Below are 20,003 nucleotides of genomic sequence, written 5' to 3' on the forward strand. Positions count from 1 at the left end.
CTGTGCGAACGGTTCGCGTCATCGAACGGCCGCGTTTGCCAAAGGGCGAATTCGGAATCAATTGTCGAGCGCCTTGTACTTTTCCCGCAAATGGTTACGGATGCTCACCGCCGACAGATTGAGCAAGGCGATGACCAGTACCAGCAGCAGTGCGGTGGCATAGACCAGCGGGCGGGCTGCCTCGACGTTGGGGCTCTGGAAGCCGACATCGTAAATGTGGAAACCCAGGTGCATGATCTTCTGATCGAGGTGCAGATAAGGATAGTTGCCGTCCAGCGGCAGTGACGGCGCCAGCTTGACGACGCCCACCAGCATCAAGGGCGCAACTTCCCCGGCGGCACGCGCCACCGCGAGAATCAGCCCGGTCATCATTGCCGGGCTGGCCATCGGCAGTACGATCTTCCACAGCGTCTCGGCCTTGGTTGCACCCAGTGCCAGCGAACCTTCACGCAGGGTCAGCGGAATGCGCGCCAGCCCTTCTTCGGTTGCCACAATCACCACCGGCACGGCGAGCAGTGCCAGGGTCAGCGAGGCCCATAACAGGCCAGGCGTGCCGAACGTCGGAGCCGGCAGCGCTTCAGGAAAGAACAGCCGATCCACCGAACCGCCAAGTACATAGACGAAAAAGCCCAGGCCGAACACGCCGTAGACAATCGCAGGCACGCCGGCGAGGTTGTTCACCGCGATGCGAATCAACCGGGTCACCGGCCCCTGACGCGCGTACTCACGCAGGTAGACCGCCGCCAGCACACCGAACGGCGTGACGATCACGGCCATGATCAGGGTCATCATCACCGTGCCGAAGATCGCCGGGAAGATACCGCCTTCGGTGTTGGCTTCGCGTGGATCGGCACTGAGAAACTCCCACAGCTTCTCGAAGTAGAAGCCGAGCTTGGTCACCGTGCCCATCGCATTGGGCTGATAGGCACGCACCACTTTGCCCAGGCTGAGTTCGATCTCTTTGCCGCTGCCATCACGCGCGGTCAGGCTGTCGCGATCAAAGGCCTGGTGCAGCCCGTCAAGACGCGCCTCGATCACCTTGTAACGCGCATCCAGCTCGGCACGCTCGGCGGCCATGTCCGCTTGCGCGGCGGCATCCAGCCGGCCATCGAGCTCCAGCTTGCGGGCCTGCAGACGCAGGCGCTCGATGCTGTGATTGATGGCACCAATGTCTTTCTTTTCCAGGGTATAGAGTTCGTCAGCCAGCTTTTCGACGCGTTTGATGCGCTCTTGCAGGACCGGCCAGGCCGCCTCGCCTTCGGCCACGATGCGTCCGCCCTCCTTGACGTTGACCAGATAGCCGTAGAAATTGCCCCACTCGCGACGCTCCAGCGTCATCAGGTCTGCAGGCCGGCTCTGCCCGGTCAGCCATTCGCCTACCACCCAGTTGAAGTCACTGGGGTTGATATCCCGATTGCCGACCTTGAACAGCTCACGGGTCATGAATTCCGGCCCTTGATCAGGCACCGGCAGGCCCGCGCTTTTCAGGCGCGCACGAGGTACCTGCTCCTGCTCGACCCGTTCACCGACCAGAACACTCGATTCCTGATTGGGTACCGCGTACTGCGCGCTCACCAGATCGGCGGGCCAGAAATGCCCAAGGCCGCGCACGGCGATCACCGCCAGCAGGCCGATGGTCATGATCACAGCGATGGATACGGCACCCGCACTCATCCAGACGCCGGGGGCGCCACTTTTGAACCAGTTCCTGAGGGAGTTCCGCTTCACCAACGCCTACCTTCCTTACAGCGACGAGTATTGCTTGCGCAGACGCTGACGAATCAGCTCTGCGAGGGTGTTCATCACGAAGGTGAACATCAACAGCACCAACGCCGCCAGAAACAGCACCCGATAATGGCTGCCGCCCACTTCCGACTCCGGCATCTCCACCGCGACATTCGCCGCCAGCGTACGCATGCCTTCAAACAGGTTCATGTCCATGATCGGCGTATTGCCGGTCGCCATCAGCACAATCATGGTTTCCCCCACGGCCCGGCCCATGCCGATCATCAAGGCGGAAAAGATGCCAGGGCTGGCGGTCAGGATCACCACCCGTGTCAGGGTCTGCCACGGCGTTGCGCCCAGTGCCAGCGAACCCAGCGTCAGGCTGCGCGGCACGCTGAACACGGCGTCTTCGGCAATCGAATAAATGTTGGGGATCACTGCGAACCCCATGGCGATACCGACCACCAGCGCATTGCGCTGATCGTAGGTGATACCCAGGTGGTCGCGAATCCAGGTGCTCATGTCCCCGGCGAAGAACCAGCTCTCCAGGTGCGGGCTCATGCTCAACGAGAACCAGCCCACCAACAGCACGACAGGAATCAGGATCGCGCTTTCCCAGCCATCGGGAATACGCAGGCGAAGCGAATCAGGCACGCGGGTCCAGAAAAAGCCCGCCAGCAAAATGCCGATCGGCGTGAGCAGCAGCACACTGAAAATGCCGGGCAGATGCCCTTCCAGATACGGGGCCAGAAACAATCCGGCAAAAAAGCCGAGAATCACCGTCGGCATCGCTTCCATCAATTCGATCACCGGCTTGACCTTGCGGCGCATGCCCGGGGCCATGAAGTAGGCGGTATAGATCGCCGCAGCCACGGCCAGCGGCGCGGCCAGCAACATGGCGTAGAACGCCGCTTTCAGCGTGCCGTAGGTCAACGGTGCCAGGCTCAGCTTGGGCTCGAAGTCGGAGTTGGAGGCCGTGGACTGCCAGATGTACTTGGGCTCATCGTAATTCTCGTACCAGACCTTGCCCCACAGCGAACTCCAGGAGACTTCCGGGTGTGGGTTGTCCAGCGTCAGCGGCAGCAGCTTGCCAGCGCTCTCGATCAGAATCCGGTTGGCGCGCGGCGACAACGCCAGAATGCCGGGCCCCTCGGCAACCTGGTCGATCAACAGGGTGCGGTGCGCAGTGCTGTGGAATACGCCCAGCTTGCCGGAAGTATCCAGAGCGATGAAGCCCTTGCGGCGCTGCTCGGCCTTGATCTGCGCGATAGGTGCGCTGCCCAGGCCGAAATCGCGGATGCGCATCAGGCGCTGCTCACCGTCGGTGCCACGGGCCATGAACCACTGGGACAGGCTGCCCTTGGAGTTGCCGATGATCAGCGAAATGCCGCCGACCAGTTGAGCGCTCGCCGTGATCTCGGCGTTGCCGTCTTCCAGCAATTTATAGCGGCCATTGAGGCTGCGATCGCGCAGGCTGAACACATCCGCCTGCGCGCGCCCGTTGATGACATACAACCATTGCTGGCGCGGGTCGATGTAGATCGCCTTGACTACAGCAGACATCTGCGGCAATTCGATGCGCGTCTGCTCGCGGGTCATCTCGCCGGTCATCACGTTTTCTTTCTGTTCGAGCGAGACGACATGCAACTGAGTACCGGTCGACCCTGCCAGCTTCAGGCTGTCGCCATCGGAACTGACCGTGACATGCTCGACCGCACGCCCGGCCTCATCCAGTACCAGGGGCGCTTCGCCGTAGGGCCAGGCCACGCTCGGGGTGATGGTTTTCTGATCGTTCGGGTAGGTCGTCAGGTACGAGTGCCTGAACACCAGCACCTGGCCGTTGGACAAACCCAGGGCTATCAATGGCGCGCCGGGCTGGTCCTTGCCGATGGACGCGACGGACACGCCCGCGGGAAGCGGCAAGGCAATGCGCTGCAGCTCTGCGCCGTCCTCGAGGTTGAAAAAGACCACTTCGCCCTTGTCGGAAATGCGCATGCCGATCTGGTTCTGCTCTTCGATGGTGATCATCAGCGGCGCACCAGCGTCCTGCAGCCAGGCGGCATGCAGCGCAGGCTCGGCGGTCAGGCTGGCGCCTTTGAAAAGCGGCGCAACGACATAGGCAAGGTAGAAGAAGATCAGCGTGATGGCCGCCAGCACGGCAAGGCCACCAATGGCGACGTACCAATGAGTGAGACGATCCTTCAACGCACGGACACGACGCTTTCGCACCATTGCGGGCGTATTGAAATCAATACGCGCCGGAGGCGAATTCTGGTCCATCGTCGATTTGAACAGCTCATTCATGCGCACACACCGTAGACGCCTTGTATGACAGAAACATTACAGCAAGGTGACGCAAGAAAGCCCGCTGCCTGCGCAACCGGCGGCGGACTGTTCAATTTTGTGTGCAGGCCAGTCCATCAAGCCTCGCCCCAACGCGTAAGCGATTACTTTAACGCCACGCCGCTCGCGCCCTGCAGGCCAAGATCGACCAGCGTCTTTTCCACGACACGCGCAGGCAGCGGGATGTAACCGTCCTTCATCACTACTTCCTGGCCCTGTCTCGACAGCACCAGTTTCACGAACTCGGCTTCCAGCGGCGCCAAGGGCTGGTTCGGCGCCTTGTTCACATACACATAAAGAAAGCGCGACAGTGGATAACTGCCGTTCAGGGTATTGGCTTCGCTGTCTTCGACAAACTCGCCCCCTTCCTTCTTCGCCAGCGCAACAGCCCTGACGTTGGATGTCTTGTAACCGATCCCCGAGTAACCGATGCCGTTACGCGAATTGCTGATCGCGCTGACCACCGAAGCAGAGCCGGGCTGCTCGTTGACGTTGGCCTTGAAGTCGCCTTTGCACAGGGCTTCTTCCTTGAAGTAACCGTAAGTACCCGACACCGAGTTACGACCAAACAACTGGATCGGTTTGCCTGCCAGATCGCCGGTCACACCGACATCACCCCAGGTTTTCGCATCTGCCCTGGCACCGCACAGGCGGGTCGCGGAAAAGATCGCGTCCACTTGCTGCAGGGTCAGGCCCTTGATCGGGTTGTCCTTGTGCACGAAAACCGCCAGGGCATCCACCGCGACCGGAATCGCGGTCGGCTTGTAGCCATGCTTCTGCTCGAAAGCCGACAACTCGCCGTCTTTCATCTTGCGGCTCATCGGGCCCAGATTGGCCGTGCCCTCGGTCAGCGCGGGTGGCGCCGTGGAGGAGCCGGCCGCCTGGATCTGGATGTTCACGCTCGGGTATTCTTTCTTGTAGGCCTCGGCCCACAATGTCATCAGATTTGCCAGGGTATCGGAGCCGACACTGGAGAGATTGCCCGACACACCGGAGGTCTTGGTATAGGCCTTGATGGCAGGGTCGACCGCAGCCAGCGTATTGGCTGCCGTCACTCCGGCGGCAACCAGGGTCAGTGCAGTCATCAAACGCTTGAGTGTCATCCTTGCGCTCCTGGCAGGGTGTGTCGGTGTCCACGAGCCTTTTTTGGCCAGTCTTGTGACTACTCTATGAATTGATTATGACAATAAGATGAAAAGGCTATCGACCTGTGCAGGTAGATAGCCTTTGGCTGTAGCGGTGCCAGAGCGATTCAACAGTGGGCGATGATCAACGCTTTCGGCTCAGCAAGAACGCACCGATGGCCATGCCCAGGCCGCAGAGGATCGCGACGTACCACGCCGGCCCCATCGGACTGCTCTTGAGCATGAAGGTCACGACCATCGGCGTCAGACCGCCGAAGATCGCATACGCCAGGTTGTAGGAGAACGACAGCCCCGAGAAGCGCACCACAGGCGGGAACGCCTTGACCATGACGTAGGGAACTGCGCCGATCGTACCGACGAACAGGCCCGTCACCGCATACAGCGGGAACAGCACTTCCGGATGGCTGCCGAGGATGTGATAGAACGTCCAGGAACTGATCAGCAGACCTGCGCTGCCCAGCAGAAACACCCAGCCTGCGCCGAAGCGATCCGCCAGAGCACCTGCCGCGATGCAGCCCACGCTCAGGAAGACAATGGCCAGGCTGTTGGCTTTCAGCGCCGTAGCAGCCGGAAAGCCATAAATGGTCTGCAGGATGGTCGGCGTCATCAGGATCACCACTATGATCCCGGCAGACAACAACCAGGTCATCAGCATCGACAGCGCAACGGCGCCACGATGATCGCGCAGCACCGCCTTGAGCGGCACTTCCTCGGCCAGTGCCTTGCGCAGTTGCAGCTCGGCGAAGACCGGCGTTTCATGCAGCAGGCGGCGCAGATAGACCGACATCAGGCCGAACACGCCACCCAGCAGGAAAGGGATACGCCATGCGTAATCCGATACCTCGACCGGGGTGTAGATGCTGTTGATCGCCGTGGCGACCAGCGAGCCCAGCAGGATGCCCGCTGTCAGGCCGGCGGTCAGGGTGCCGCAGGCATAGCCGACACGACGTGCAGGCACATGCTCGGACACGAACACCCAGGCGCCCGGCACTTCACCGCCAATGGCGGCACCTTGAATGACGCGCATCAACAGCAGCAGAATCGGCGCCCACATGCCGATCTGTGCGTAGGTCGGCAGCAGACCCATGATCAGGGTCGGCACCGCCATCATGAAAATGCTCAGCGTGAACATTTTCTTGCGCCCCAGCAGATCGCCGAAGTGCGCCATGATAATGCCGCCCAGAGGCCTCGCCAGATAACCGGCGGCGAAAATGCCGAACGTCTGCATCATGCGCAGCCAGTCGGGCATGTCCACCGGGAAAAACAGTTTGCCGACCACCGCCGCGAAAAACACGAAAATGATGAAGTCGTAGAACTCCAGCGCACCACCCAGAGCCGACAGCGACAGGGTTTTGTAATCGCTGCGAGTCAGAGGCCGCGCAGGCTGCGTGGAACTTGGAGGAACAGATGACATGACAAGGCTTCTCTTTACGTGTTCTTTGAAAAGGGGCGAGCGACAGCAACGCTGGCTGCTGCGGGGTGCCGTGCAGAAGCGATTGTCGGGAGCAACGGTGCAGATAGGCACCAAAATTGCGTGTACAGGCAGTCTTGTCACCTGTAGAGGTCCAGCAAGATAGCAAATTGCTACAAAAAACACATGGCAGAACTGCCACTGACACAAAATGAAGACCCACGGTCGTTCTATGACGCAACGCCCGATATACTCGCAAGTCGTCAACAGCCTTGGGAAGCTGTGCGAAAACGTCTGAATCAGCGGGTTTCGCAGAGTTTCCCTTTGGGCCACACCGGCGCTGAACACATAATGTTCATGCTCATGGTTTTGAATGGCACCTGTTAACCGCGACATACAATAATGAGAGTCATGGGTCAGAGGCACCCTAGGCATGATCGAGCTCGAACAAGAAGACCCAACCCCGCAAGGCGACCTTGCACTGCAAATCACCGCCCTTCCCCGCGAAACCAATGGCTTTGGCGACATCTTTGGCGGCTGGCTGGTGTCCCAGATGGACCTGGCAGGCACAGCGATGGCCAGTAAAGTGGCGGGTGGCCGTGTGGCGACCGTCGCCATCGATCGCATGGCGTTTCTGGTCCCGGTGGCAGTCGGCGAACAGCTTTCCTTCTACACCCGCACCCTCGAAGTCGGACGCACCTCGATCAAGATGATGGTCGAAGTGTGGAGCGACGACCCGCTCACCAGCGAATGGCGCAAGGTCACCGAGGCTGCGTTCGTGTTCGTGGCCATAGATGCCAGCGGCCGGACGCGCTCGGTTCCTGCGCGACGGTAAATTGTCGTTCGGTCATGGATTGGCTGCACGGGTAAACTCACCGAGCGTGAAGCGGTCTATTTTCGTCACGGTCATTGAGTGAGAACTTTGCATGCCAACATCCCCGGTTGAACCCACCGTTGAATCCATCCTTTACGATGAGCTGAACTGCTGGCGTATTTGCCACGGCGAAGCAGAGCTGCTGGTTGCGCAACAAGGCGCACACATCCTCAGCTATCAAGTGGCCGGGCAGCAGCCGCTGGTGTGGCTGAACGAAGAGGCGGTTTTCAAACGCGGCAAAGCCATTCGTGCCGGCATGCCGATCTGCTGGCCGTGGTTCGGTAACCTGGAGCGCAACCCGCAAAGCGTGCAGGCCATGCGCGACAGCAGCGAGCCTGCCAAGGCGCATGGCGAAGTGCGGGCGCTGGACTGGCAGTTGCTGGGTATTGGCGCAGATGGCGACGCACTGCTGGTGGAGTTCGTGCTTCCCGAAGCCGAAGGCCACTTGCCTGGCTGGCCGCACAACGTCGCCCTGAAACTGAGCATTCGTCTGGACCACGCACTGAATGTCAGTCTGGTCAGCTACAACTGCGGCACTGAGCCAGTAGTGATCAGCCAGGCGCTGCACACCTATTTCGCCGTCAGCGACGTACGTCAGGTCAGCGTCGAAGGGCTCGACGGCCTGCGTTACATCGAAACCCTGGCAAACTGGGAAGAACGCGAGCAGAGCGGCGACCTGACCTTCACAGGCGAAACCGACCGCATCTACAAGGACACGCCGGGCGTGCTCAGCATCGTTGACCCCGAGTGGCAGCGACGCATCCACATCCGCAGCACGGGCTCGAACTCAGCCATCCTGTGGAACCCGTGGATCGAAAAGACCGGCAAGTTCACCGACATGGCAGCAGACGGCTGGCAGCGCATGGTTTGCGTCGAAACCGCCAACGTGCTGGACGACGTGGTCACGCTGGCACCGGACCAGATGCATGTGCTGGGTGTGAGTATCTGGAGCGAGGCGCTCTGATCGATCAGTAATCGATCAAGCCCATCAAAGGTCCGACTCAACCACCACACGGACCTTTGATGCATCCATCGCATACGCCGCATCGGCAAGGTCGTTACTGACCTTCTCGATTTTCAGGGTGCCTTCTACCCACAGTGGTGTGTAGATATCATCCAGTTTCAGACCCTTGGGGTAACGCACCAGCACCAGCTGGTTGGGCGGCGGTGGCGGAACGTGGATGCAGGCGCCTGGGTAAGGCACGATGAAGAACAGCGTACTGCGGCCCTTGGCATCGGTTTCGAGAGGCACAGGGTAGCCGCCGAGACGAATCGTCTTGCCATTCATTGCCGGGACGGTTTTGGTCGAATACATGACCGCTGGCAGACCCTTGCTCTGCTTCAGCCCACCCTTGCTGTCGAACGTGCCCATGGCTTCCGGAGAATTGTGGTCAATCTCGGGCATGGCTTCGAGGGCTTTTTGATCGGACTTGGGCATCAGCTCAAGCCAGTCGGTTTCCGGCAACTGGGCGAGTGCGGGACCGGAGAGCGCGGATAACAGCAGAAGAGTCATCAACAGGAAGCGACGCATGATAAAGCTCGGCAAAGGGGTGGAAAGTTGCCGAGCATTCTAGCCCTCTGCGCACTGTAAAACAGAGGGCTGACGCATAAGCGTTATTTCTTTCTGATCATGCCGTAGATAACCAGCAGGATGATTGCACCTACCAGCGCGCCGAGGAAACCTGCACCCTCGCCTGCCTGATAGATACCCAGCGCCTGACCACCGTAAGTGGCTGCAAGCGAACCGGCGATACCCAGCACGATGGTCATGATCCAGCCCATGCTGTCGTCGCCCGGCTTCAGAAAGCGAGCCAACAGACCAACGATCAGGCCGATAAAGATGGTTCCAATGATACCCATGCCATTTCCCTCTGTATTAAGTGAATATGCCCGGGCTAATAGCAGCCCCGACCTACTGCTATCTGAGAACAGCGACAGGGAATGGTTCCGGCGCGATGGCGAGTTTGAGTCGAGGTGGAGAATTCTTCATGAATGACGGGGCTGAACCGACCTGAGCTGAGGCCAGGCGTCTCGAACGGCGCTGCAACGCAGAAGCATAGGCACGACAGTTCAAAACGCTCGTTCCGCACGCTCTGCGTGGGAATGCAGTTCTCGACGCTCCGCGTCGCAAAAGGACGCGGAGTGTCGAGAACTGCATGCCAACGCGGAGCATCGGCACGCTAGCCGTGGGCCGGATCAGCCCTTGATCAGCGACTCTACCAACTTCACCTGACGATCCAGCGTTGCGCGGTCTACGCTGCGGACCGTGGCGTGTCCTACCTTGCGGCCAGCCTTGAAGGCCTTGCCGTAGTGATGCAGGTGGCAGTCTTCGACCGCGATGACCTTGTCCACTGCGGGCACTTCACCGATGAAGTTGAGCATGGCGCTTTCACCGACCTTGGCCGTAGAGCCCAGCGGCAGACCGGCAACCGCACGCAGGTGGTTTTCGAACTGGCTGCACTCGGCGCCTTCGGTGGTCCAGTGACCGGAGTTGTGCACGCGCGGCGCGATCTCGTTGGCTTTCAGGCCACCGTCGACTTCAAAGAATTCGAATGCCAGCACACCCACGTAATCCAGCTGCTTCAGAACGCGGCCGGCGTAGTCCTCGGCCAGTGACTGCAAAGGATGATCGGTGCTGGCGATGGACAGACGCAGGATGCCGCTGTCATGCGTGTTGTGCACCAGCGGGTAGAACCGGGTCTCGCCATCACGCGCACGCACGGCAATCAACGACACTTCACCGCTGAACGGCACGAAACCCTCCAGCAGGCAGGGCACGCTGCCCAGCTCGGCGAATGTGTCGACCACATCGGCCGCCGAACGCAGGACCTTCTGGCCCTTGCCGTCATAACCCAGGGTGCGGGTCTTGAGCACGGCAGGCAGACCGATGCTGGCTACCGCGGCATCCAGGTCGGCCTGCGACTGGATATCGGCGAATGCCGGCGTCGGGATGTCCAGGTCCTTGAACATGCTTTTTTCGAACCAGCGATCACGCGCAATGCGCAACGCCTCGGCGCTCGGATAGACCGGTACGAACTGTGACAGAAACGCCACGGTCTCGGCGGGAACGCTTTCAAACTCGAAGGTCACCAGATCGACTTCATCCGCCAACTGACGCAGATGATCCAGATCGCCGTAATCGGCACGCAGATGCTCGCCAAGTGCCGCAGCACAGGCGTCCGGCGCGGGATCGAGAAAGGCGAAGTTCATGCCCAGCGGCGTACCTGCCAATGCCAACATGCGGCCCAGCTGGCCGCCACCGATTACACCGATCTTCATGGAAAAACCTCAGGCGTGGCGTGGGTCTGGATTATCCAGGACGCTGTCTGTCTGTTCAGTGCGAAATTTCTTCAGCGCTGCGTGGAATTGCGGGTGCTTTGCGCCAAGGATGCTGGCTGAAAGCAGCGCTGCGTTGATTGCACCCGCCTTGCCGATGGCCAGGGTCGCGACCGGGATACCGGCCGGCATCTGCACGATCGACAACAGCGAATCGACCCCCGAAAGCATCGAAGACTGCACCGGAACGCCCAGCACAGGCAGGTGGGTCTTGGCAGCGCACATGCCCGGCAAGTGAGCGGCACCGCCGGCACCGGCGATGATCACTTCAATGCCACGGCCTTCCGCTTCGTCGGCGTACTGAAACAGCAGATCCGGTGTGCGGTGAGCTGACACCACCTTGACTTCAAAAGGGATGCCGAGCTTTTCCAGCATATCGGCGGTGTGGCTAAGGGTGGACCAATCGGACTTGGAGCCCATGATCACGCCAACCAGTGCGCTCATCGTCGTGCCTCTCATCGGGCGCCCGCAGGCGCGTCTGAAAACAACAAGCCACGCGGGGGAACCGGCGTGGCTTGTTGTACGAATAATGACCGATTTAACCGGCCAAAGGCCGCGCAGTATACCGCAAAGTGGGGCGTTTAAAGCACCTGCAATCACCTTCTGTCAGCAGCCCTGCAAGACGTCGACGCAGACAGTGCCTGCAGTCCCCAAGGGAGCCTGTGCATCTTACGTCATGACAGCCCATGCCCTACCGTGTCAGGCGCAGAGTGCGACTGTCAGACACAAACAGTATTTGTTTAACTGCCTCGTCGACATTTGAAGTCGCTATTTAACCTGACGCTCAAGGATGAGAACGTACCCATGAAGAACACACTGAAAATCTGGCTGTCACTGGCCGTCTTTTTTTACCTGCCGTTTGCCAGCGCCGGCGGTCCCAATCTGGGACTGTTCCTGATCATGCACGATCAACTTACAAAACATGAACGCGCTGAACTGGCGGACAGCTACTTGAATCCCCTGCTCGCTCAGCTGGAGGAAATCACCGGGCGCAGGACAACGGTCACGTTCATCGAAAACGAACCGGGCCTGACAAACTTCGCCTATCGCGGGGAGAAGCTGGACACTGTGCTCTACCGGTTGTCCAGGGAGAGCATCGAATATGCAAACGCAAAGAACCTGCCGCGCCCTTCGGAGCGGCATAAATATGTGCTGATCACTTCCAATAAAATCAACGGGACAGTACACGGCGTCACGGCAACGAGCCATAACGTCGCAATGGCGTCCCTTAAAGATTACAACACGCTGCCACATGAGGTCGGTCACCTGTTTGGTGCTGAACATGAGGCTGCAACCGGTTTTCCATGCCAGACGACAATGTGGGAAAACTCCACTACATCGATTATCCCCTGCTATTACTTCAGCGACGCCAACAAGGAACTGATCCGCAAATACGTCGACAACCTGTCTGTTCGCTGAGCAATCGGCCTGACGTTATGCCTCACACGCCAGGCCACGCTTGCCTCGTCCTACGAAGCCGCACTCTCAAGCTTGCGCCAAAGCAGACGCACATTGGCCTTGCGCACCAATGCGCAACGGTACAGGCGGATCTCCAGCGGCACATGCCATTGCGGTCCGCCACACACCACCAGCTCACCGCGCGCCAGTTCGGCGCGCACACTCAGTTGCGGCACCCAGGCGATGCCCAGACCTTCAAGCGCCATGCTTTTCAGGCTGTCAGCCATCGCCGTTTCGTACACCGTGGTGAAGCGCAGATTGCGCTGACGCAGCAACAGGTTCACCGAGCGTCCGAGAAAGGCCCCGGTGCTGTAGGCAAGCAGCGGCACACTGCCCTCACCTTCCATATCGAATAACGGTCGCCCCTCGGCATTGGCGGCACAGACCGGCAACATCTCGGTATGCCCCAGATGCAGCGAGGGGAAGATTTCCGCGTCCATCTGCAGCGCGGCATCGGGATCGTAGAACGCCAGCATCAGATCACAGCCACCTTCACGCAACGCATGCACCGCATCACCGACGTTGGTCGCCACCAGACGGGTCGCAATGTTCAGCCCCTCGTTGCGCAACTGGGCGATCCAGCGCGGAAAGAACCCCAGCGCCAGGGAGTGTGCCGCAGCCACCTGCATCACCTCGCCCTGCCCGCCTTCCAAGTGATGCAGATGGCGCACGACCTCGCCCAGTTGCTCGACCACGGTGCGGGCCGTGACCAGAAACAATTGTCCGGCGGCGGTCAGCTCGATGGGGGTACGCGAGCGATTGACCAGCGTCAGCCCCAGCGCCGACTCCAGACTGCGAATCCGCCGGCTGAATGCCGGCTGGGTCACGAAGCGACGCTCGGCGGCCTGAGAAAAGCTGCGAGTGGCGGCCAGGGCGCTGAAATCCTCCAGCCATTTGCTTTCCAGATTCATCAGGTCCTCCCGGACAATGGATGACGGCCTCGACAGGCCATTGCGCATGCCCTGCAAACACCCGGTTTGAATCGCTCCAGTGGGACGACCGGCGAAGCGCCGCGGATACATGCCTGGACGGCTCTGGAGGAACGACCGAAGAAACGTGCCGGTGCGACATTTTGCCCCCTTTACGCACTGAACGGAATCCAGGTCACGCCCTGATTATGCCGTTATTGCATAGGCCAGCGTTTAACAGCATTGGTCAACCGAGGACGGCAAGCCCACTATTCGTGGCGTTCCGGCATTGTCCGTGCCTTTTTTGAGACTTTTTTTATCATGTCCTCGCCTGCATCATCGCGCATCGAAAAAGACCTGCTTGGTGTTCTCGAAGTACCTGCCAACGCTTATTACGGCATCCAGACCCTGCGAGCGGTGAACAACTTTCACCTCTCCGGCGTGCCACTTTCGCACTACCCGAAACTGGTAGTGGCGCTGGCCATGGTCAAGCAGGCGGCGGCGGATGCAAACCATCAGCTTGGACACCTCAATGCCGCCAAGCATGCGGCCATCAGCGAGGCCTGCGCGCGCCTGATCCGCGGCGACTTCCATGATCAGTTCGTGGTCGACATGATCCAGGGCGGCGCTGGCACGTCCACCAACATGAATGCCAACGAAGTCATCGCCAACATCGCTCTGGAAACCATGGGTTTCGAGAAAGGCGAATACAAACACCTGCACCCCAACAACGATGTCAACATGGCGCAGTCGACCAACGACGCCTACCCCACTGCGATCCGTCTGGGTCTGCTGCTGGGTCACGACGCCCTGCTCGCCAGCCTGTCCAGCCTGATTCAGGCGTTCGCCGCCAAGGGCGAAGAATTCAACCACGTGCTGAAGATGGGCCGCACCCAGTTGCAGGACGCCGTTCCGATGACTCTGGGTCAGGAATTCCGCGCCTTCGCCACCACCCTGACCGAAGACCTCAACCGCCTGCGCAGCCTGGCCCCCGAGCTGTTGACCGAAGTGAACCTGGGCGGAACCGCCATCGGTACCGGCATCAACGCCGACCCCGGCTATCAGAAGCTGGCGGTCGATCGTCTGGCGCTCATCAGCGGCCAGCCTCTGGTGCCTGCCGCCGACCTGATCGAAGCGACCTCAGACATGGGCGCCTTCGTGCTGTTCTCGGGCATGCTCAAGCGTACTGCGGTCAAGCTGTCGAAAATCTGCAACGACCTGCGCCTGCTGTCCAGCGGCCCGCGCACCGGCATCAACGAAATCAACCTGCCGGCACGCCAGCCAGGCAGCTCGATCATGCCCGGCAAGGTCAACCCGGTGATCCCGGAAGCGGTCAATCAGGTGGCTTTCGAAATCATCGGCAACGACCTGTCGCTGACCATGGCTGCCGAAGGCGGACAATTGCAGCTCAACGTGATGGAGCCGCTGATCGCCTACAAGATCTTCGACTCGATCCGCCTGCTGCAGCGCGCCATGGACATGCTGCGCGAGCACTGCATCGTCGGCATCACGGCCAACGAACAGCGCTGCCGCGAGCTGGTCGAGCATTCGATCGGTCTGGTCACCGCCCTGAACCCTTACATCGGTTACGAGAACTCCACCCGTATCGCCCGCATCGCGCTGGAAACCGGCCGCGGCGTGCTGGAACTGGTGCGTGAGGAAGGTCTGCTCGACGACGCCATGCTCGACGACATCCTGCGCCCGGAAAACATGATCGCTCCTCGCCTGGCCCCCTTGAAGGCCTGACAGGAATGACCTGCGCAACCTGCTCACCAGATTGAGGGCCTAGACACCCCTCAATTTTTTGAGGGTCTGGGAGTGATTCTCCAGACCCTTTTTTTTGCCTGCAGCAAAGGGCTCCGACACTGGACCCAGAGCCTTCGGCACCCTACTTTTGCGGAGCCATCCGTGGAAGTATTCATTCATCGTCGCGAATGAAGAATCAGCCGTCCAAGAAAGCGACTACAGACGTAAAAACTTTGCACCGGTATAGTGCGCCCCCTCAAAAGTAGCGAGGAATAACAAAAATGCTGGAAATGATTAACGACTTTCTCTCCGGTAAGGTACTGATCGTCCTTATCGTAGGCCTGGGTAGTTACTTCACGATCCGCTCGCGTTTCGTTCAGTTTCGACACTTTTTCCACATGTTCTCGGTTTTTCGCGACAGTCTGCGCAGCAGCGCGGGTCAGTTGAGTTCGTTTCAGGCCCTGATGCTCAGCCTGGCGGGCCGCGTCGGTGCCGGTAACATCGCAGGCGTCGGCATTGCCGTGACGCTCGGCGGGCCGGGTGCCGTGTTCTGGATGTGGGTGACCGCACTGGTCGGCATGGCCAGCAGCTTCATCGAGTGTTCACTCGCTCAGCTCTACAAGCGCAAGGATTCCGAAGGCCAGTTCCGTGGCGGTCCGGCGTTCTACATCCAGCACGGTCTGGGCAAGCGCTGGCTGGGCATGGTCATGGCCGTACTGCTGCTGGTGACCTTCGGTTTTGCTTTCAACGGCCTGCAATCGCACGCTGTGACCGACTCGCTGAAAAGCGCGTTCAACGTCGACACCCGAACCACCGGCATCTGCCTGGTCGTACTGCTGGGCCTGGCGTTCATCGGCGGCATCAAGCGTATCGCGGCGATTTCCGACCTGCTGGTTCCGGTCAAGACCCTGATCTACATCGCGGTCACCATCTACGTCATCGTCCTGCAGATCGACCACGTTCCCGGCATGCTTATGACGATCGTCAGAAGCGCCTTCGGCCTTGATCCGGTCTTCGGCGGCCTGATCGGCAGCGCGATCGTGATGGGCGTCAAACGTGGCGTCTTCGCCAACGAAGCCGGTCTGGGCAGTGCGCCCAACGTGGCTGCCGTGGCACAGGTCGAGCACCCGGTGGCACAGGGCGTGGTTCAGGCGTTCAGCGTGTTCCTCGACACCTTCGTGATCTGCACCTGCACCGCCTTGCTGATTCTTCTGTCCGGTATATACGACATCGGCTACGACGGCAACGGCATCGTTCTGGCACAGAACTCGCTGGCAGCCGTGGTCGGAGACTGGGGCCGGGTGTTTATCAGCGTAGCGCTGGCACTGTTCGTCTTCACCTCGATTCTCTACAACTACTACTTGGGCGAAAACAGCCTGCGGTTCCTGTTTGGCGAGAAGATGCAGACCATCATCATCTACCGCATCGCGGTACTGGTATTGATCATGTGGGGTGCCGTCGTCGACCTGAAAGATGTACTGGCATTCGCCGACATCACCATGACCATGCTGGCGTTCGTCAACCTGATCGCCCTCGCCATGCTGTTCAAAGTCGTCAAGCGCATTTTGAATGACTACGATGCGCAACGTCGGGCCGGGGTCAAGACGCCGGTGTTCGATTCCAGTCAGTTCCCTGATCTGGACCTGGACCGCAACGCATGGCCAGCCAATCCGACCCGTCAGTCGACGCAGGATGCCGAAGCGGCAGCCAAGCCTGCGCCCGAAGCACGATAACCACCGCGACACTACGCCGGAGAAGAGCCATGCCTGATGACGCACAACAACCCGCCCAACGCGTGATGGTTCTTTACACCGGCGGCACCATCGGCATGCAGGCCAGCGCCAACGGCCTGGCACCGGCCTCAGGTTTCGAAGCGCGAATGGCCGGGCAACTGGCCGAGCACCCGGAACTGGTGGTGCCGCAGTGGCGCTTTCGCGAGATGTCGCCGCTGATCGACAGCGCCAACATGACGCCTTCCTACTGGCTGCGCCTGCGCGCGGCGGTGATCGAGGCGGTTGAGGTCGACGGCTGCGATGCGGTGCTGGTCCTGCATGGCACCGACACCCTGGCGTACAGCGCAGCGGCGATGTGCTTCCAGTTGTTGGGGTTCAGCGCGCCGGTGCTGTTCACCGGTTCGATGCTGCCTGCCGGCGTGCAGGACAGCGATGCCTGGGAAAACGTCAACGGCGCTCTGCTGGCGCTGGGTTCGGGTCTGGTGTCAGGCGTTCAGCTGTATTTCCACGGGCAACTGATGACACCCGTACGCTGCGCGAAAATTCGCAGCTTCGGTCGTCAACCCTTCGCACCGCTGCAACGCTCGCGGGGTGGCCATGCGGTGATTTCGCTCCCTGACGCACTGAACTATCGCCAGCCCAAGACACTTACAGAGGTGGCGGTATTGCCGCTGTTTCCCGGTGTCGGTGCTGCCCAGCTGGACGGTCTGATCAACAGTGGTATCCGCGGTCTGGTGCTCGAATGCTTCGGCAGCGGCACCGGCCCCAGTGACGATCCGCAATTTCTGGCCAGTCTGGAGAACGCACGAGCGCTGGGTATCTGTGTGGTAGCGATTACCCAGTGCCATGAGGGCGGTGTCGAACTTGATGTCTACGAAGCGGGCAGCCGTCTGCGCAGTGCAGGCGTGCTCTCCGGTGGTGGCATGACCCGTGAAGCAGCGCTCGGCAAACTGCATGCGCTGCTGGGCGCCGGCCTGACGACCGAAGAGGTCCGCCGCCTGGTCGAACTGGACCTGTGCGGCGAGCTGCGTTAAGCGGCTGCCTCTGCTTTACCCGAGGCGTCACGCACTCGCGCGACGCCTCACCCCTTCATGAAGCCTTGCATTCTTCCTGCGCGCCCCTGAGCATCGAATCCAGATTGCGCTCGATGTTTTCGCACAACGCCGTCATCTGAATCTCATGTTCACTGGCACGGAACGGGCTCTGCAGGTCGGTGCCGATCTTCTCGATCGCCAACAGCATGAAACCCACCACCGTCGACGCCAGTGGCGTGAACCAGCCAAGGGTCTCCACCAGGCCAATCGGTACGATCAGACAGAACAGCGTGATGAACAGGCGCGGAAAGGCCACGTACGGATAAGGCAACGGTGTATTGGCAATACGCTCCATGCCGCCCTGACAATTGGAGATATCCACCATGGTCGACTCCAGACGCGCCAGACGAATGCTGTCGAGCCGCCCGGCCTGATACTCCTTGGCCAACAGCGCCGCCGACGTATTGAGCAGGTCGTTAGGAAAATTGTTGGTGTCGTGACGACGTTCGAATTCCTCGCGAGGGATCAGCATCTGCACCTCGTCACCACACTTGGCGCCCTTCAGGTGCGCAGACAGGCACTTCACATAGGCGACGTGACGACGCAACAGCGTGGCCTTGACCGGGTTGATCCCGTCGTCATCCTCGACCAGCGTCAGCACTTGCCGAGCGAAGCTGCGTGAACTGTTGACCAGCGCACCCCACAGCGTCCTGGCTTCCCACCAGCGGTTATAGGCACTTGAATTGCGAAAGCTGGTCAGCACCACCAGCGCCGAGCCCAGCAGGGTCAACGGCATGGACGGCAAGGTGATCTTGCGTTCCAGGTAGAGCATGAAGTCGACCGTGACAATCACGTCCCAGATCAACAGCCAGAAAAGCGACCATCCTACATAGCCGATGGTCTTGCCGAGAAAACGGATTTTCGAAATGATCGTTTGCTGCAAAAGAACCACCCCATCGAAAAATAAGCGAACCGCATACGCACAGTTACCGCATGGCCTTTGAATACGAAACCGGCAGTTGGTTCGCAAGCGGCCCGCTTATCTCGGGGTTTCGGACGTTTTCAGCAGCCGCTCAGGGCCACCTGCGGACGCTCGCCGGTGAAGAAAACCGGCCGCAGGCGGACACCGATCACGTTACCGGCGTAGGCCGCCACCAGCCACAGCCAGCCGTGCAGGCTGCCGGAGGCAATGCCGCTGAAGTACGCACCGATGTTGCAGCCGTAGGCCAGGCGCGAGCCGTAGCCGAGCAACAGGCCGCCGATGACCGCCGCCACCAGAGAGCGCGTGGGGATGTCGAGGCTGGGCGCAAAACGACCCGCCAGGCCTGCCGCCAGCAAGGCACCGAGCATGATGCCGATGTCCATCACACTGGTGATGTCTTCCCACACCGGAGCCGCCAGCGCCTTGGCGTTCGCAGCGCTCTGCCAGAACACCCAACTGCCGACGTCCACGCCCAGACCACTGGCCGCTTTCGCGCCCCACAGCGCGAACGCCGAGGTGATGCCCCACGGGCGACCGGCCAACGCCAGCGTTGCGTAATTGAGCAGTGCCAGCGCGACAGCGCCCCAGACCAGAATCCACGGCCCGCGCAGCACGCGACTCAGGCCACGATGGTCCGTGGCTGGCGGCACTTCAAGCTGGCCGTGACGGCGCTTTTCGAGCTTGACGGTCACCAGCGCGATCAAGCCGAACAGCGCCAGATTGACCAGCAGCGCAGGCAGCACGCCGAAGGTCTTGACCACCGACACCGCCGGGAACGAAGGCAGGGCAAACCACCAGTCGACGTGATGGGTGGCAATCAGTGAGCCGAGGATGAAAAACAGCAGCGTCACCAGCATCCGCGCGTTGCCACCACCGGCAGTGAACAGTGTGCCGGACGCACAGCCACCGCCCAGCTGCATGCCGATGCCGAAAATGAACGCGCCGACGACGACCGAAACCCCGGCAGGCGCAACCAGGCCGGTGACTGGCTGGCCGAACAGCGTGCCCGCACCGAGTGCCGGGAAAAACAGCACCACAGCGACCGCCAGCATGACCATTTGCGCGCGCAGGCCAGCACCCCGCCGCTCGCGGATGAACACCCGCCACGCCGAGGTGAAACCGAATGCCGCGTGATACAGCGTTACGCCCAACGCCGCGCCGACGATCCACAGCATCACCTGGCGGGTGCCGACACTGAGCAGAAGGAACTGGGCACCCATCAGCAGCAGGAACAGCGCAGCCAGCGGCGCGCCGAACTTGCGTCCGGGTGTTGCAGTAAGAGAGTTGTTCATGGGTATCTCAAGGACA

General features: G+C 60.5%; 17 protein-coding genes. 6 read left to right on the forward strand and 11 right to left on the reverse strand.

From position 1 onward, the window contains the following. Positions 1-57 precede the first annotated feature (57 nt). The 4 genes from pstA to KUIN1_RS26910 all read right to left on the reverse strand — a co-directional run bounded on the left by pstA (position 58) and on the right by KUIN1_RS26910 (position 6,627). Positions 58-1,674 (reverse strand): phosphate ABC transporter permease PstA, encoded by a 1,617-nt coding sequence (gene pstA, locus KUIN1_RS26895; RefSeq protein ID WP_172980116.1) that lies wholly within the window; start codon positions 1,672-1,674, stop codon positions 58-60. 69 nt (positions 1,675-1,743) lie between these two features. After that, positions 1,744-4,029, reverse strand: a complete 2,286-nt coding sequence (locus KUIN1_RS26900; protein ID WP_172980086.1) for an ABC transporter permease subunit — start codon at positions 4,027-4,029, stop codon at positions 1,744-1,746. 143 nt (positions 4,030-4,172) lie between these two features. Beyond that, positions 4,173-5,171 (reverse strand): phosphate ABC transporter substrate-binding protein PstS, encoded by a 999-nt coding sequence (locus KUIN1_RS26905; protein ID WP_103713019.1) that lies wholly within the window; start codon positions 5,169-5,171, stop codon positions 4,173-4,175. Positions 5,172-5,337: 166 nt separating this feature from the next. Further along, positions 5,338-6,627 (reverse strand): MFS transporter, encoded by a 1,290-nt coding sequence (locus KUIN1_RS26910; RefSeq protein ID WP_011269391.1) that lies wholly within the window; start codon positions 6,625-6,627, stop codon positions 5,338-5,340. Positions 6,628-7,057: 430 nt separating this feature from the next. Here KUIN1_RS26910 and KUIN1_RS26915 point away from each other — a divergent pair, with 430 nt between their 5' ends. Then, entirely contained in the window at positions 7,058-7,459 is a 402-nt protein-coding gene (locus KUIN1_RS26915; RefSeq protein WP_003316086.1) for an acyl-CoA thioesterase, read from the forward strand. A gap of 91 nt (positions 7,460-7,550) precedes the next feature. After that, positions 7,551-8,462: a D-hexose-6-phosphate mutarotase gene (locus tag KUIN1_RS26920; protein WP_024651544.1), complete on the forward strand. Its 912-nt coding sequence runs from the start codon at positions 7,551-7,553 to the stop codon at positions 8,460-8,462. Positions 8,463-8,486: 24 nt separating this feature from the next. Here KUIN1_RS26920 and KUIN1_RS26925 read toward each other — a convergent pair whose 3' ends face one another. From KUIN1_RS26925 to purE, 4 genes are all read right to left on the reverse strand, one after another. Further along, positions 8,487-9,029, reverse strand: a complete 543-nt coding sequence (locus tag KUIN1_RS26925) for a DUF3299 domain-containing protein (protein WP_003401267.1) — start codon at positions 9,027-9,029, stop codon at positions 8,487-8,489. Between the two features lie 83 nt (positions 9,030-9,112). Beyond that, positions 9,113-9,358, reverse strand: a complete 246-nt coding sequence (locus tag KUIN1_RS26930; protein WP_003401269.1) for a GlsB/YeaQ/YmgE family stress response membrane protein — start codon at positions 9,356-9,358, stop codon at positions 9,113-9,115. 336 nt (positions 9,359-9,694) lie between these two features. Beyond that, positions 9,695-10,777, reverse strand: a complete 1,083-nt coding sequence (locus KUIN1_RS26935; protein ID WP_003401272.1) for a 5-(carboxyamino)imidazole ribonucleotide synthase — start codon at positions 10,775-10,777, stop codon at positions 9,695-9,697. A 9-nt stretch (positions 10,778-10,786) separates the two neighbouring features. Further along, complete coding sequence (gene purE / locus KUIN1_RS26940) at positions 10,787-11,278, reverse strand: 5-(carboxyamino)imidazole ribonucleotide mutase (RefSeq protein ID WP_003340324.1); 492 nt, start codon at positions 11,276-11,278, stop codon at positions 10,787-10,789. A gap of 360 nt (positions 11,279-11,638) precedes the next feature. On the opposite strand from purE, the gene KUIN1_RS26945 reads away from it, so the two are divergent. Further along, entirely contained in the window at positions 11,639-12,253 is a 615-nt protein-coding gene (locus KUIN1_RS26945; RefSeq protein ID WP_003401274.1) for a reprolysin-like metallopeptidase, read from the forward strand. A 50-nt stretch (positions 12,254-12,303) separates the two neighbouring features. On the opposite strand, the gene KUIN1_RS26950 is transcribed toward KUIN1_RS26945, so the two are convergent. Then, positions 12,304-13,203, reverse strand: coding sequence for a LysR substrate-binding domain-containing protein (locus KUIN1_RS26950; protein ID WP_024651545.1), 900 nt, complete (start codon positions 13,201-13,203; stop codon positions 12,304-12,306). Positions 13,204-13,521: 318 nt separating this feature from the next. On the opposite strand from KUIN1_RS26950, the gene aspA reads away from it, so the two are divergent. From aspA to KUIN1_RS26965, 3 genes are all read left to right on the forward strand, one after another. Then, on the forward strand, positions 13,522-14,946 hold the full coding sequence (gene aspA, locus KUIN1_RS26955) for an aspartate ammonia-lyase (protein WP_024651546.1): 1,425 nt from the start codon (positions 13,522-13,524) through the stop codon (positions 14,944-14,946). Between the two features lie 281 nt (positions 14,947-15,227). Further along, entirely contained in the window at positions 15,228-16,679 is a 1,452-nt protein-coding gene (locus tag KUIN1_RS26960; RefSeq protein WP_024638999.1) for an alanine/glycine:cation symporter family protein, read from the forward strand. Between the two features lie 29 nt (positions 16,680-16,708). Beyond that, positions 16,709-17,713 (forward strand): asparaginase, encoded by a 1,005-nt coding sequence (locus KUIN1_RS26965; protein ID WP_011269397.1) that lies wholly within the window; start codon positions 16,709-16,711, stop codon positions 17,711-17,713. A gap of 55 nt (positions 17,714-17,768) precedes the next feature. On the opposite strand, the gene KUIN1_RS26970 is transcribed toward KUIN1_RS26965, so the two are convergent. Both KUIN1_RS26970 and KUIN1_RS26975 read right to left on the reverse strand, forming a co-directional pair. Further along, positions 17,769-18,656 (reverse strand): bestrophin family protein, encoded by an 888-nt coding sequence (locus KUIN1_RS26970; protein WP_003316074.1) that lies wholly within the window; start codon positions 18,654-18,656, stop codon positions 17,769-17,771. A 119-nt stretch (positions 18,657-18,775) separates the two neighbouring features. Beyond that, positions 18,776-19,987, reverse strand: coding sequence for a YeeE/YedE family protein (locus KUIN1_RS26975; protein WP_003401285.1), 1,212 nt, complete (start codon positions 19,985-19,987; stop codon positions 18,776-18,778). Between the last annotated feature and the right edge of the window lie 16 nt (positions 19,988-20,003).

This window comes from Pseudomonas sp. KUIN-1 (assembly GCF_009176725.1).
GTDB classification, from domain to species: domain Bacteria; phylum Pseudomonadota; class Gammaproteobacteria; order Pseudomonadales; family Pseudomonadaceae; genus Aquipseudomonas; species Aquipseudomonas fragariae.

Bases quoted from the DNA above. Each gene is read 5' to 3' on its own strand.
- purE (WP_003340324.1), bottom strand. From the start codon at position 11,278: ATGAGCGCACTGGTTGGCGTGATCATGGGCTCCAAGTCCGATTGGTCC.
- KUIN1_RS26965 (WP_011269397.1), top strand. From the start codon at position 16,709: ATGCCTGATGACGCACAACAACCCGCCCAACGCGTGATGGTTCTTTAC.
- KUIN1_RS26925 (WP_003401267.1), bottom strand. From the start codon at position 9,029: ATGCGTCGCTTCCTGTTGATGACTCTTCTGCTGTTATCCGCGCTCTCC.
- KUIN1_RS26910 (WP_011269391.1), bottom strand. From the start codon at position 6,627: ATGTCATCTGTTCCTCCAAGTTCCACGCAGCCTGCGCGGCCTCTGACT.
- KUIN1_RS26930 (WP_003401269.1), bottom strand. From the start codon at position 9,358: ATGGGTATCATTGGAACCATCTTTATCGGCCTGATCGTTGGTCTGTTG.
- KUIN1_RS26905 (WP_103713019.1), bottom strand. From the start codon at position 5,171: ATGACACTCAAGCGTTTGATGACTGCACTGACCCTGGTTGCCGCCGGA.
- KUIN1_RS26950 (WP_024651545.1), bottom strand. From the start codon at position 13,203: ATGAATCTGGAAAGCAAATGGCTGGAGGATTTCAGCGCCCTGGCCGCC.
- KUIN1_RS26975 (WP_003401285.1), bottom strand. From the start codon at position 19,987: ATGAACAACTCTCTTACTGCAACACCCGGACGCAAGTTCGGCGCGCCG.
- KUIN1_RS26935 (WP_003401272.1), bottom strand. From the start codon at position 10,777: ATGAAGATCGGTGTAATCGGTGGCGGCCAGCTGGGCCGCATGTTGGCA.
- KUIN1_RS26900 (WP_172980086.1), bottom strand. From the start codon at position 4,029: ATGAATGAGCTGTTCAAATCGACGATGGACCAGAATTCGCCTCCGGCG.
- KUIN1_RS26920 (WP_024651544.1), top strand. From the start codon at position 7,551: ATGCCAACATCCCCGGTTGAACCCACCGTTGAATCCATCCTTTACGAT.
- KUIN1_RS26915 (WP_003316086.1), top strand. From the start codon at position 7,058: ATGATCGAGCTCGAACAAGAAGACCCAACCCCGCAAGGCGACCTTGCA.
- aspA (WP_024651546.1), top strand. From the start codon at position 13,522: ATGTCCTCGCCTGCATCATCGCGCATCGAAAAAGACCTGCTTGGTGTT.
- KUIN1_RS26960 (WP_024638999.1), top strand. From the start codon at position 15,228: ATGCTGGAAATGATTAACGACTTTCTCTCCGGTAAGGTACTGATCGTC.
- KUIN1_RS26945 (WP_003401274.1), top strand. From the start codon at position 11,639: ATGAAGAACACACTGAAAATCTGGCTGTCACTGGCCGTCTTTTTTTAC.
- pstA (WP_172980116.1), bottom strand. From the start codon at position 1,674: ATGAGTGCGGGTGCCGTATCCATCGCTGTGATCATGACCATCGGCCTG.